The 12,504-nt window shown below is 64.5% G+C and carries 12 protein-coding genes; 8 read left to right on the forward strand and 4 right to left on the reverse strand.

Annotated features, from left to right (window positions below; genetic code table 11):
* Positions 1-171: 171 nt before the first annotated feature.
* The gene (locus ACW2Q0_RS13330; RefSeq protein WP_457189766.1) at positions 172-999 is read right to left on the reverse strand and encodes a DUF6082 family protein; all 828 of its coding nucleotides are present in this window, start codon (positions 997-999) and stop codon (positions 172-174) included.
* A gap of 192 nt (positions 1,000-1,191) precedes the next feature.
* Between ACW2Q0_RS13330 and ACW2Q0_RS13335 the strand changes: the two genes are divergently transcribed.
* Positions 1,192-1,368, forward strand: coding sequence for a hypothetical protein (locus tag ACW2Q0_RS13335; protein ID WP_457189768.1), 177 nt, complete (start codon positions 1,192-1,194; stop codon positions 1,366-1,368).
* Between the two features lie 209 nt (positions 1,369-1,577).
* On the opposite strand, the gene ACW2Q0_RS13340 is transcribed toward ACW2Q0_RS13335, so the two are convergent.
* Positions 1,578-3,023 carry a recombinase family protein gene (locus tag ACW2Q0_RS13340; protein ID WP_457189770.1) on the reverse strand — a complete coding sequence of 482 codons (1,446 nt, stop codon included), beginning with the start codon at positions 3,021-3,023 and terminating at the stop codon, positions 1,578-1,580.
* Positions 3,024-3,039: 16 nt separating this feature from the next.
* Here ACW2Q0_RS13340 and ACW2Q0_RS13345 point away from each other — a divergent pair, with 16 nt between their 5' ends.
* From ACW2Q0_RS13345 to ACW2Q0_RS13375, 7 genes are all read left to right on the forward strand, one after another.
* Positions 3,040-5,538 carry an ATP-binding protein gene (locus ACW2Q0_RS13345; protein WP_457189772.1) on the forward strand — a complete coding sequence of 833 codons (2,499 nt, stop codon included), beginning with the start codon at positions 3,040-3,042 and terminating at the stop codon, positions 5,536-5,538.
* A 41-nt stretch (positions 5,539-5,579) separates the two neighbouring features.
* Positions 5,580-6,287 carry a response regulator gene (locus ACW2Q0_RS13350; protein ID WP_457189774.1) on the forward strand — a complete coding sequence of 236 codons (708 nt, stop codon included), beginning with the start codon at positions 5,580-5,582 and terminating at the stop codon, positions 6,285-6,287.
* Between the two features lie 180 nt (positions 6,288-6,467).
* Positions 6,468-6,938: an OsmC family protein gene (locus ACW2Q0_RS13355; protein WP_457189777.1), complete on the forward strand. Its 471-nt coding sequence runs from the start codon at positions 6,468-6,470 to the stop codon at positions 6,936-6,938.
* Positions 6,938-7,216 carry an acylphosphatase gene (locus tag ACW2Q0_RS13360; protein WP_457189779.1) on the forward strand — a complete coding sequence of 93 codons (279 nt, stop codon included), beginning with the start codon at positions 6,938-6,940 and terminating at the stop codon, positions 7,214-7,216. The genes ACW2Q0_RS13355 and ACW2Q0_RS13360 overlap by 1 nt, the downstream gene beginning before the upstream one ends.
* A gap of 205 nt (positions 7,217-7,421) precedes the next feature.
* A complete protein-coding gene (locus ACW2Q0_RS13365; protein WP_457189781.1) occupies positions 7,422-8,117 on the forward strand; it encodes a hypothetical protein in 696 nt (231 codons plus the stop codon).
* A complete protein-coding gene (locus ACW2Q0_RS13370) occupies positions 8,117-9,280 on the forward strand; it encodes a glutathionylspermidine synthase family protein (protein WP_457189783.1) in 1,164 nt (387 codons plus the stop codon). The genes ACW2Q0_RS13365 and ACW2Q0_RS13370 overlap by 1 nt, the downstream gene beginning before the upstream one ends.
* 33 nt (positions 9,281-9,313) lie before the next feature.
* Entirely contained in the window at positions 9,314-9,763 is a 450-nt protein-coding gene (locus tag ACW2Q0_RS13375; RefSeq protein ID WP_457189785.1) for a DUF350 domain-containing protein, read from the forward strand.
* Positions 9,764-9,805: 42 nt separating this feature from the next.
* Here ACW2Q0_RS13375 and ACW2Q0_RS13380 read toward each other — a convergent pair whose 3' ends face one another.
* Complete coding sequence (locus ACW2Q0_RS13380; protein ID WP_457189787.1) at positions 9,806-11,869, reverse strand: hypothetical protein; 2,064 nt, start codon at positions 11,867-11,869, stop codon at positions 9,806-9,808.
* A gap of 123 nt (positions 11,870-11,992) precedes the next feature.
* Positions 11,993-12,418, reverse strand: a complete 426-nt coding sequence (locus tag ACW2Q0_RS13385) for a DUF1707 SHOCT-like domain-containing protein (RefSeq protein ID WP_457189789.1) — start codon at positions 12,416-12,418, stop codon at positions 11,993-11,995.
* Between the last annotated feature and the right edge of the window lie 86 nt (positions 12,419-12,504).

The raw sequence follows: 12,504 nt of genomic DNA on the forward strand, positions 1-12,504 counted from the left end.
CCCACTCCGGGACACCTCCCCATCGGCTGACCCGGCCACCATCTTCTCCGTACGGCCGGAATGGCACTGTGACCAGGCCCTGAGAACAACACTAAACTTTCGAAATTGCGCTCGCGGACATAGTGTATCTTTCGCAGTAAGCACAGCGTACAAGCGGATTGACCTTGTAAGTTACCGGTCGAAGCGGCTCAAGTTCGACTTTCCGATCGCGACGCCGAGTGCGACGCCAGCGCTGATCGTGAGGGCGACGAAACCAGACGTCAGCCACTTCGTTTGTTCGCGGGAGTTGGACAGCTCCCGGGGACCGGCTGTCTGCTGTGACGCGCGGATCGCATCCCACGTGATCGGTGCCGGTCCGGCCGCTACGGCTTTTCGGTATTCCTCGTCTGCGATGCGTTTGAATGCCCGGGTCCGGTGGTTGTAGCTCGCCATCATCTCCCCCCACAATGCCCCGGTCTGACTCCAGTAGTCTCGGCCGATCTCGCTACGGAATACAACGCCAAACAGATCCTCGCGTAGCGACCGTTCGCTGACTACGCCAGACTCATAGGCCATCAGTCCATACCGCATCCACGAAGCGGTGTAATAGAATTGGCGGGCCTCGATGCCGGGTGGTTCGACTAGCCGCCCGATGCACGGCCCGTAAATCGTCGGGTCCTCCAGCGCAATACGGTTCAAGTCCAGGTGGTAGCGACGAACTGTCTCGTATCGAGATGCCTTGAACTGTCGGGTCTGTATGAAGAGGGAAGTCGCAACCCCGCAGAGAGCGAGTGCCGACACGATTGTCGATGTCGCCCCGTAGGCTTGGCTGACTTCGCGCAGTCGGCCCCAGTCGACGCTGTTCGCCGTAGGCAGCAGCAGAAGCAAAAAGGGCGACAAGAGCACCGCGACCACTCCGGTGACGACTGCCACGCCGAAGGCGATATGTCGAGTGATCCTGTGACCGAGCCAACCGGCACGCCAGTGAAGCGATACTGATCGACGGGAACTGATGCTCATCTGTAGGCCCCCAACTACCGATCCGCGGTTGCATGCGGATTCCGAATCTAGAGGCTATCGCAGGAGTTTCGTGGGTGCTGGCGAAAGATCGGGCGACATCGACAGGACGAGAGCCGGCCGACCGGGTCGGACGTTGATCGATTCGTACGGGCTGCGGAAGGAAAGCCGGGTCTGGCTCTCGTCGCGTACCCCGTGCCCGTGCCCAACGTCGGCGACCGAGCCCTGCTTGCAGCCGGTGGCGTATCGAAATTCGAGGTCCTCGAGCTGGACGGCGACCGTGCTGTCGTGGAATCCGTCGATAGAACCGCGCCCGGCCACTACTCGTTCAGCATCGAGGCCGCCCTACTCGTTCCCGTCGACCCGGACTGATCCTGGCGGTAGTAACGGGGTGATTGCTGTCGGGGCGCTCCCAAGGAAGGTGGAAGTGTCGAATCGCGCGTTTTTCGCGGGGTTTTCGTGGCGAATTCGTCGGGGAGGTTCACACTTTCGCCGAGCCCGAAATCGGGCCGTTTATGCACTTCAGACAAGCTATCCCTCGTCTGGTTCAGGCTCTACTTGGCTTGGTTCTGCACGACGCGCTACTTCGGAATGATCTGAACGGTGTTGGGGTCGAATTGCTGGCGGCCTACAGGTGCGGGCCAGAGATGGACTTCGCACAGGAGGTCGATCACCGCACGTTTAGCCGCCAGGTCGGCAGCATCGAAGGCATCGACTGGCGACTCGGCCCGGAGGATGTCCGCCGCCGCCGTACCAGCGGTGAGACTGAGGCGTTCGGCTTCCAGGCGAGTAGCTTCCGCGCTGGCCTCTTCGCGGATCTCCTTGAACAGATCACCGTCGATGAGTTCGGCCTTATAGTCCGATCTCGCACGTTCGATGCGGGCGCGCTGGATCTTCTCCTGAGCGACTAAGGCTTCCACGCGATCATCGTCAGGTTGGACGAGGAGGTCGGCCAGATCGGTGCGGGCGAGACGTCGACGCACGAACTTCAGCACGAATTCGTCTACTTGCTCGCGTGATCGCGCAAGATGGCCAGGGCATCGGTAGCGACTCCCATGCGCCTTCACACGGCCACGGCTGTCGCCATGTGGCCCGCAGAAGTACAGTCCGGATCCAAGATGGCGACGGTCAGTGCCGACTCGGCTCGTCTTTCTTGCAGGATCGTCCAGCAGACGTTGGACTGCCAACCACAAACTATCGGAGACGATCGGTTCCCACCGTCCTCGAACCGGCGCACCAGTTGCATCTCGAACGATTTCGCCACCGAGCGCACTCCAGCCCGCGTACCGCGGATTCCGGAGAATGTGTCGGACAGTCGCAGGATTCCACGGACGGCCCGTGCGGGAAGGTAAGGCGGGCACCGACTTCGGGAGGTCCTGCACCATGGTGTCGTCTCCGATTCGTTGCACGACAGGCTCGGCGCCGGACAGTGCTGCCGATATCGCGCGCAGTGATGCTCCGTTTGCGAAGGCCTCATAGACCGCATTGATCGCGGGAGCCTCGATTGGATCGAGATCTCCGTCCGCAGTCCAGCCGGTTCCGCGGGGCCCTTTCGGTGGGCGCCCCTTCTCGGCCCTCTGTCGCTGCGCTCTGCTCTGGCGGGCACCCTTTCGTTCCATCTCCGCGCGTGCCACCGCCGCTTTGATCCTGGCGTACATGCGCCCGCCGTCTGTCTGAAGATCGGCCTCACCATTCGCGGTAACCAGCCGGAGTCCGTTGGTCTCCGCCGCGTCGATCCAGTCTTCCAATTGCCGTGGTTGCCGAGTCAGGCGGTCGAGGTCCCATGTGATCAGCGCGTTGAAGCGTCCGGCCCGGTAGTCGTGCACCATTCGGTCGTATTCTGGACGGGACTTCACCTTGTTAAAGGCCGATACAGGTTTCTCCGTATAGATATCGCAAACGGACCACCCTTTTACCTCGGCGATGCGCTTACAGTCTTCAAGCTGCCGTTCGACCGCAAGCCCGTCACCGGTGGTGTCCAGGCTGACTCGGAGATAGATAACTGCACGTACCGATACTAAGGACACGAGAAGGTATTCTACGTTGAAACGCGGGCAACTGCGCATCTACCTCGGTGCGGCACCGGGAGTCGGCAAGACCTACGCCATGTTGGGCGAGGCCCATCGCCGACTCGAACGCGGCCGCGACGTGGTAGCTGCGGTAGTGGAGACACACGGCCGAGCCAAAACCGCGGAACTGCTGGCGGGCATCGAGCAGATTCCGCCGCGCATGGTCGCCTACCGCGGCACCACGCTGCCCGAGCTCGATGTGGCGGCGGTGCTGCGGCGCGCCCCGGCGGTGGTGCTGGTCGACGAACTCGCGCACACCAACGCTCCGGGTAGCGAACATGCCAAGCGTTGGCAGGATGTCGAGGAGCTGCTGGCCGCGGGCATCGATGTCATTTCGACGGTCAATGTGCAGCATCTGGAGAGCCTCAACGACGTCGTCGAGCAGATCACCGGCATCCAGCAGAAGGAGACCGTGCCCGACGCCATAGTGCGCGGTGCGGATCAGGTCGAACTCGTCGATATCACGCCGGAGGCGTTGCGGCGCAGGCTTTCCCACGGCAACGTGTACGCTGCCGACAAGGTCGACGCGGCGCTGCGCAACTACTTCCGCCCCGGGAACCTCACCGCGCTGCGCGAATTGGCGCTGCTGTGGCTGGCCGACCAGGTCGACGCCGCATTGGCGAAGTATCGGGCCGACCACAAGATCACGGAGCTGTGGGAAGCACGCGAACGTGTTGTCGTCGCGGTGACCGGTGGTCCGGAGTCGGAGACCGTGGTGCGCAGGGCCAGTCGCATCGCGACCAAGTCCAGTGCCGAACTCGTCCTGCTGCACGTGGTGCGCGGCGATGGTCTGGCCGGGGTGTCGACCGAACGGCTGAACCGCTTGCGGGAACTGGCAGCCAGTCTGGATGCCTCGCTGCACACGGTCACCGGGGACGATGTGCCGACCACGCTGCTGGAATTCGCCCGCGAGGTGAACGCGACCCAGTTGGTGATCGGCACCTCCCGGCGTTCGCGTTGGGCGCGCATGCTCGACGAGGGCATCGGTTCGGCCGTGGTGCAGGCCTCCGGCAAGATCGATGTGCATATGGTCACGCATGAGGAGGCCAACCGTGGGCTGCGGCGCTATTCACTGATGCCGCGCCAGCCGATCCGGGCCTGGCTCGCAGCGGTGCTGGTGCCGGTCTTGGTCTCGGTGATCTGTTCGTTCCTGGACGGCTACCTCGAGCTCGGCGGGCTCAGCGCGGTGTTCTTCATCGGCGTCGTCGCGGTGGCATTGCTGGGTGGCGTCGTGCCCGCGGCGCTTTCCGCGCTGCTGTCGGGCGTGCTGTTGAACTGGTTCTTCGTCGATCCGCGCTACAGCCTGACCATTGCCGAACCGGACAGCTTCGTCACCGTGGTGGTATTGCTGATCGTCGCGGTGGCGGTCGCGGCGCTGGTGGATGTGGCCGCCAAGCAGACCCGCCAGGCGCGCCGTGCCTCCCAACAGGCCGAATTGCTGACCCTGTTCGCCGGTGCCGTGCTACACGGTGCGGATCTGCCCAATCTGCTGGAACAGGTCCGCGAGACCTATGGGCTGCGCGCGGTCAGTATGCAGTGCGGCGACGAGGTGATCGCGGCGGCAGGCACGAGTCCGCCGCAGCGGGCGTCCGAGGCCGAGACCGCGATTCAGGCGGGCGATGCGACGAGCTGGCTGCTGTTGGCCGGACGGCCCCTGGCCGCGACCGACCGACCGGTGCTCAACGCGGTCGCCAATCAGGCGGCCGGGCTGGTTCGCCAGTCCCGGCTGGCCGAAGAGGCCAGTGCCGCTGCGGCCCTGCTCGAGGCCGACCGGTTGCGTCGGGCGCTGTTGTCCGCGGTGAGTCACGACCTGCGCACGCCGCTGGCCGGTGCCAAGGCCGCGGTTTCCAGTCTGCGCAGCGACGACATCGAATTCTCGCCCGAGGACACCGTCGAATTGCTGGAAACCATCGAGGAATCGGTGGATCAACTGACCGCGCTGGTCGGCAATCTGCTCGACTCCTCGCGCTTGGCGGTCGGCGTGGTGCAGCCACAGTTGCGTCGGGTGTACATGGACGAGGTTGTGCACCAGGCGCTGGTGAGCGTCGGGATGGGCGCGCGCGGGCTGCGGCGCGCCGCGATGGATCGGGTGAAGGTGGAGGTCGGCGAGGTTTCGGTGCGGGCCGACAGCGGCCTGCTCGAGCGGGTGCTGGCCAATCTGGTCGATAACGCGCTGCGGCATTCGACGCGCGATACGCCCGTGCGAGTCACTGCGGACCGCGACGGCGACCAGGTATCTATCGCCGTGGTGGATGTCGGTCCCGGTGTCCCGCCGGGCACCGAAGAGCAATTATTCGAGCCGTTCCAGCGGCTCGGCGATCGCGACAACACCACCGGGGTCGGGCTCGGGCTGTCGGTGGTGCGCGGCTTCGTCGAGGCGATGGGCGGCACCGTGCACGCCGAACCGACACCGGGCGGAGGATTGACGATGATCGTGGACCTGCCTGCCGACGAAACCGAGGTGAGCAGCTGATGATTAGCACAACGACACCGCGGACCGCACAGGAAGTCGTGATGACCGACAAGAAGCAGGAAGCACCGTCGACCAAGGTGCTGGTGATCGATGACGAACCGCAGATCGTGCGCGCGCTGCGCATCAATTTGTCGGTGCGCGGCTATGAGGTGATCACCGCGGGCACCGGTGCGGCGGCATTGCGCGCGGCGGCCGATAAACATCCCGATGTCATCATCCTCGATCTCGGTCTGCCCGATATGGACGGTATCGAGGTACTGGCCGGGCTGCGTGGATGGTCCGCCGCACCGGTGATCGTGCTTTCGGCGCGTACCGATTCGACCGACAAGGTGGAGGCACTGGACGCGGGCGCGGACGACTATGTCACCAAACCGTTCGGTATGGATGAGCTGCTGGCCCGGTTACGGGCCGCGGTCCGGCGTGGCGCGACCGATACCGATGCCTCCGGTCCGGTGGTGGTGACCTCCTCGTTCATCGTCGACCTCAGCGCGAAGAAGGTCACCAAGAACGGTGCGCCGGTACATCTCACCCCGACCGAATGGGGCATGCTCGAGATGCTGGTGCGCAATCGCGGCAAACTCGTCGGGCGGCGTGAGCTGCTCCGTGAGGTGTGGGGGCCGTCGTATGCCACCGAAACGCATTATCTGCGGGTGTATCTCGCGCAGTTGCGGCGCAAGCTGGAAATCGACCCGTCGCATCCGAAGCATCTGCTGACCGAGGCCGGAATGGGCTACCGCTTCCAGGAATAGCAACGGCGGCGATAGCTGTTGCGAGCAGCGTGACAACTGATTTCGGGCGAGCATGGGTAACTCATCGGGTGCGCCCGAGACCCGGCCAGGCACCCGACGCGGGACCTGAGCGGGACTCGAGAGGCTCCCAACTGGTATGGCCTGAATATTCGGGGAGGCGGAACTGGCAGGATCGAGACCATGGCTGACCAGACCACCGCATCCGCGACTGCGAGCACCGCTGCGACCGAGCCGACCACCCTGTGGGTCGAGCGCACCGGGACCAGGGCGTACACCGGCCGCAGCTCGCGCGGTGCCGAGGTATCGATCGCATCGCAGGGCGTACCCGGGGCCTTCACGCCGGGTGAGCTGCTGAAGATCGCCCTGGCGGGTTGCTCCGGACTGAGTGCGGACTTCCCGCTCTCGCGCAAGCTCGGCGACACCTTCGACGCGACCATTCGGGTCTCCGGTGACGCCGACCGCGAGGACGAGGTGTACCCGCAGCTCGACGAGGTATTCGAGCTGGACCTGAGCGAACTGGACGAGCAGGCCCGCGAGCGACTGCTGGTCACGGTGCAGCGCGCCATCGACAAGGTCTGCACGGTTGGCCGGACGCTGAAAGCGGGCGCGAAGGTCACACTGACATTCGATATCGACGTCATCGACGCGTGATGGCGCAATCGGTTCGGCTCAGTGCGTGGGTGCACGGCTACGTCCAGGGCGTCGGCTTCCGCTGGTGGACGCGCTCGCGGGCACTGGCGCTCGGACTGGTCGGGCACGCCGCAAACGTCCGCGACGGTCGGGTGCATGTGGTGGCCGAAGGTCCACGATCCGCATGCGAAATGTTGCTGGATCTGCTCCGTTCCGGAGATACTCCTGGTCGGGTCGACCTCGTTGTGGAAAGCTGGGAGCCCGCGCGGGGTGATTTGTCCGGATTCGAGGAGCGGTAGTGGTTTCGACGACCGAGCGATGTGACCGTTGAGTACGGCAGGTCCGGGGGCGGGAGACGACGCGGGGCGGTCCGAGCCTGATCCGGATTCGGGGGCGTCGATGCCTCATGTTCCTCTGTTCGGGCAGGAGGGCTCTGAAGCCATACCGCCGCAACCTCATTCGGCGGGTAGTGATACCAGTTCGGTGAGCGGCGGATCGGGTTCGGTGAGCGGCGGATCGGGTTCGGCGGGTGGCGGGTCGGGTTCGGCGGGCGGTGGATCCGGTTCCGCGGATGCCGGGTCAGGGACGCCTGACGCCGGGCCGGTACCGCCGGGTGCCGAGCCGCGGCGGTTCGGTTCCCCGCCGCATCGGGGCAGTATCCAGCGCCAGGAGCCCGGTATCACCCAGCCGCGCCCGCCGACGGTGGCCGAGGCACGGGCGCGTGATAAAGCACGTAAGCGGGCGGAGGAGGCGCAGCGGGCCGCCACGGCCGCTGCGGAGCAGAAGAAGCGCACCCGCAAGCGTGTCCTCATCGGCGGTATCGCGATTGTCGGTGTCGCTGGTCTGGTCGGTGGCGGCTACCTCGCCTATCGGGCACTCACCAAACCCGATCAGGTGACCGCTTATTGCACTGTGATAGATCAAAACGGTCAGCAGGTCGTCGCCCCTGACGACCAGTGCGAGATCGCGTCGACCGCAGTCGAATCCGGCGTGACCGGTGCGTACACCGGTAGCAACGGGATCTTCATTTACAACGGACACCAGTACCGCTACTACTACGGCGGCAACAACACCGTCGGCAAGCCGCCGACCGGCGGAACCACGGTGCAGCCCAAGGGTGCTCAGATCTCGACCAAGAGCGGCAGCACCATTACCCGCGGCGGCTTGGGCACCAGCAGCAAGACCGGCGGGGGTTCGTAATGCGACGCGTGCGCGCTACGCCGCGGCCCGGTTGGCAGCAGATCATCGAGGGCCAGGGGCTGGTCTACGGCTCGCCCGGACGGGATGCGAGCGGTCTGCCCCGGCCGTATTGGGATGAATCGGTGCACTACGAGTTCGAGATGTCGGAGATCCTTGCGCTGGAGGCCGACGTCGAACTGCTGCATTCGATGTGTCTGAATGCCGTCGAACATATCGTGCTCACCGAGCGGTACAAGGATTTCGGTCTGCCCGAATGGAGTTGGGGGCCGATCGCGGAATCCTGGAAGCGCAATGACCCGCATGTCTACGGCCGCTTCGATCTGCGCTACGACGCGCGACGACCGGCGAAACTACTGGAGTACAACGCCGATACGCCGACCTCACTGCTGGAGGCGGCAATTGTGCAGTGGTACTGGCTCACCGCGCTCTATCCGGACGGCGATCAGTGGAATTCCCTGCATGAGAAGCTGGTCGAGCGCTGGACCGAGTTGCGCGACATCCTGCCCTCGGCGCAATTACATTTCACCTGGTCCGGTGCGGATGCCACCGGTGAGGACAATGTCACCACCGCGTATATGCAGGAAACCGCGGCCGAGGCGGGCTTCGACACCATCGCGCTGCCGATCGAGGAGGTCGGATTCGACAGTGAGCTGGAGCGTTTCGTCGATCTGGCCGATGGCTCGATCGATGCGATCTTCAAGCTGTACCCGTGGGAGTGGGTGCTCGACGACGATTTCGGTAAGCGCGTGGTCGCGAGCCTGCCACAGACCATGTGGGTCGAGCCGCTATGGAAGACCCTGCTGAGCAATAAGGCGATCCTCGCGATCCTGTGGGAGATGTATCCCGGGCACCCGAACCTATTGCCCGCCTATCTCGATCAGCCCAATGAGCTCACCGAATACATTCGCAAGCCGAAGCTCGGGCGCGAGGGCGCGAATATGACCATTGTCGGTGCGGGCCTGGAGACCGCTACCGGTGGGGTCTACGGCGAAGAGGGTTTCGTCTACCAATTGCTGGACCCGTTACCGGAATTCGACGATATGCGGCCGGTCCTCGGCGCTTGGATTGTCGGCGACAACGCGGCGGGACTCGGGATACGCGAAACCGCCGGATTGATCACCGACGACGGCTCGGCCTTTGTCCCGCACCGCATTACGCAGTAACTCGCTACGCGACCTCTCCTCGGAAGGAGCACGATGACCGCAGTTGCCCTCGAATCGGGCTACTGGAACTCGCTTGGCACCGGCGTCGGCGCCATCGTCTGCTACGCCATCGTCGGCTTGGCCCTGATGCTCGTCGGCTTCTACGCCATCGATCTGACCACGCCTGGCAAGCTGCGCGCCCTGGTCGCCGCAGGTAAACCCAATGCCATCATCGTCACCGCCGCGGGCATGGTCAGCATGGCGCTGATTGTCGTGTTGGCGATCTACGCCTCGGCGGGCAAACTCTCCGAGGGTCTTATCGCGGCCAGCGTCTACGGGTTGGTCGGCATAATCGCGCAGGTGATCTCGGTGCGAGTAATCGAGCTCGCACTCGGCATCGACATCGGCGCGGCGCTGGCATCCGATGTCTACATCACCGAGGTTCTCGTGGTGGCCGCCGCGCATTTCGCACTCGGTCTGGTTGTCGCCTTCGCCATCCTGTAGTTCTCCGGGCGGAATCCCGGTGCGGCGGACCACACCGGCAGATCAGTTGTCGTAGGAGGCGACTCCCACGGGCCCGACCCCGAGGCAGAGGTCGAGTCCTGGTGTGCTCCGATTGATTCGGAGCGTGGATCCGCTGCCGGTCACGCGAACGTAGACGGTATTCAATCCTTTGTGAACCGGCGCACCCACAGGCTCGCCGTGTTCGAACGAGACGGTGATACGTCCGGCTTGGTCGGCCAGATAGTTCAGCTGCACAGTCCATTCGTGTTCGAGCATCGGCCCGTCGAGCGGAACATCGGTCGGCTGTGGCCCCCGGATCCGATAGCCGCAGCCGGGCTCTGGCCCCGGCAGAATACTGCGGTTCCACCAAACCGCCGCGTCGACGATCTCACCGCTATCAGTAATCATCCGCAGATGCGGCGTCGAGTCGGCAAAGGTGGTCGGCTTCGCCAACGGCGCGAGCACGCGACTGGTCAAATTCTGCGGATACGCCGTCGGATTCAACACATCCCACGGCACCTCCTGCTCCAGCAGCGGCTCGCCATCCGCCCCCGCCAACGCCGCCTTCACATTCGTCACATACGCCCTCGTCGGATTAATCCGCCAAAGCTCCACAAAACTCGCAGTAGACCAAAGACAACTCGCCAGAAACGCGACCCCTAGCAACCCCACAATCCACGGACCGCGCAACATCCCCGCCCTGCGCCCACCCGACCCGAAACCCCACCCCATCGCCGGACTGCCCAACAACCCGGAACCGCGCCTCGGCACCACCCACGCCCCGCCTTCTGAATCGTGAGCCGGTGCATCCCGACTGCGCGGGACTGTCGCGTCATCGCCCGGGCCGGGCCGCGACACCGGAGTGCGTTCAAACGGGTTGGTCGCCTCGTATGGCGAGTCGGGACGCACCGCAGCGGCGCGGCCGCGCGAATCCGGAGTGTGGTCGCGGGGTCGAGCACGCAATATCAGCGCGCCAACGGCGGTCAAGATCACTGCGATGTCGGCGAAATAGCGGAGGGATTGCATCAGTTCGGCGGCGGTGTTCGGCCCGCTGCGGGCCAACGCGACCGGCAGTGGGGCGAGGAGTACGTAGGCCGCCGCCGTCACCCACACCGGCCAAACACGAAGCCGGGCACGTAGCGACAGTAGCACCAGCGCGCACAACGCGATCCAGGACGACACCACCGCCCACATCGGCGGATCCGCCCACGGCGTCGACGGCAGCCAGCGCTCCCAACTCCACGGTCCGCCGAACAGGGTCGGCACAATCCCCAATGACGTCGCACCGGGCAATAAGTCACGCAATTCCGCCGGACTGGTGTGTACCGCCGAAATATCCACCACCGTCAGATATCCGGCCAGCCAACAGGCGATCACCACCCCGGATCCGCCCCACAGCGCCGCCCCACGCCGCGCCACAACTCGCAGCGCGGATCCGAGACCGTCGACGTGCCTCGCGAGCACCGCGACAGCGAATGCCGCGAACGGCACGATCACCGACTTCTCGAAGAACAGCAGCGCCACCCCCAGCACCACGACCCCCGATACCGCAAACCGCTGCCGCCCCGTCTCGACCAGCCGCACCGCATCACCGATCGCCCATGCGAGTGCGAACTGCAGCGGCAGCGCATTGAGCGCGGCGGCCCACCATGCGTAGGCCGGCAGTGTCAGCGGGCAGAACAGATAGAACCCGAGCGGCACCAGAATCGCCCACCGCATCCCCACCAGCACCACCAGCATCCGCACCACCGCCACCGAGGCCGCGAACTGCAACATCACCAGCGACACCACCGGCCCAGCCCACGTCAACGGCGCAACCGCGGTCACCACCCACGCCGTGGCGAAAGCCAACGGCATGAAATGCCCATCGTGGTTGTACAACAGCAAATCCGCCGACCACAGCGAATAGCTCCCGGCCCGCCCCACCAAAATCAGGTCGTCCCAGTAGAAAAACCCATTCCCCGCCACGCACCACCGAATAACCAACTGCACCAGCACAAGCCCTGACGCCACGCCGAGCACACCCCGCCCCGTCACGAACCCGCGCCAACTGCGCGCGGGCACAGGCGCGATATCGGCGCACTCCAATACGGCGACGCTGTCCATGCCACCCCACCGTAGTGTCAGACCTTGGCCCGTCGTCAGCAGTGCTGGCTACTCGTCAGTAGTGCTGGCTACCTTTGCGGTCCATTCCGCACTGGTTCGAGCGGGCAGGATTGCTGACCGTGATCAGTTGGTGTGGCGACCGAAGCGTCCCGACTCGAAACCGGCCAGCATGCGGAAGGCGAGTACGGCACCCCACGGACCGATGACCCAGATCGGCCATGGGTAGGTGAACTCACCGACGCTGATCGAGATCGCCGCCCAGATGGTGAGCACCAGCACGCTCACGCCCAGCCATGAGGTGCCTTCGATCTGCTGCCAGATCGGAAATCTTCTCATCGAATTCTTCTGTGCGGCAGACTCTTTCGGTAACCTCGGCAGATCCGACAGCACGAGCTCCAGGTCGTCGCGAACGCCGGTCTCGTAAACGCGTGCGACGCGCTGATCGTATTCGGCGAGATCGATCCGGCCGTCCGCCATATGCCGTCCGAGCAGTCGCACAACTTTCTCGCGCTCCGCATCGGAGGCCCGAGTGCCAGGCGAGATTTCCATGTCCGGTTCCTATCGACAAGGTCCATATACCACATTGGAAGGTGTAACCAGAATGCTCCCTCCAATGTGGAATGTCAACCTGTGTG

Source organism: Nocardia citri, assembly GCF_054065835.1.

What these genes read in the sequence shown, in the direction of transcription:
- ACW2Q0_RS13330 (WP_457189766.1), bottom strand. Translation starts at nt 999, where the DNA reads ATGAGCATCAGTTCCCGTCGATCAGTATCGCTTCACTGGCGTGCCGGT.
- ACW2Q0_RS13350 (WP_457189774.1), top strand. Translation starts at nt 5,580, where the DNA reads ATGACCGACAAGAAGCAGGAAGCACCGTCGACCAAGGTGCTGGTGATC.
- ACW2Q0_RS13355 (WP_457189777.1), top strand. Translation starts at nt 6,468, where the DNA reads ATGGCTGACCAGACCACCGCATCCGCGACTGCGAGCACCGCTGCGACC.
- ACW2Q0_RS13360 (WP_457189779.1), top strand. Translation starts at nt 6,938, where the DNA reads ATGGCGCAATCGGTTCGGCTCAGTGCGTGGGTGCACGGCTACGTCCAG.
- ACW2Q0_RS13370 (WP_457189783.1), top strand. Translation starts at nt 8,117, where the DNA reads ATGCGACGCGTGCGCGCTACGCCGCGGCCCGGTTGGCAGCAGATCATC.
- ACW2Q0_RS13375 (WP_457189785.1), top strand. Translation starts at nt 9,314, where the DNA reads ATGACCGCAGTTGCCCTCGAATCGGGCTACTGGAACTCGCTTGGCACC.
- ACW2Q0_RS13380 (WP_457189787.1), bottom strand. Translation starts at nt 11,869, where the DNA reads ATGGACAGCGTCGCCGTATTGGAGTGCGCCGATATCGCGCCTGTGCCC.
- ACW2Q0_RS13385 (WP_457189789.1), bottom strand. Translation starts at nt 12,418, where the DNA reads ATGGAAATCTCGCCTGGCACTCGGGCCTCCGATGCGGAGCGCGAGAAA.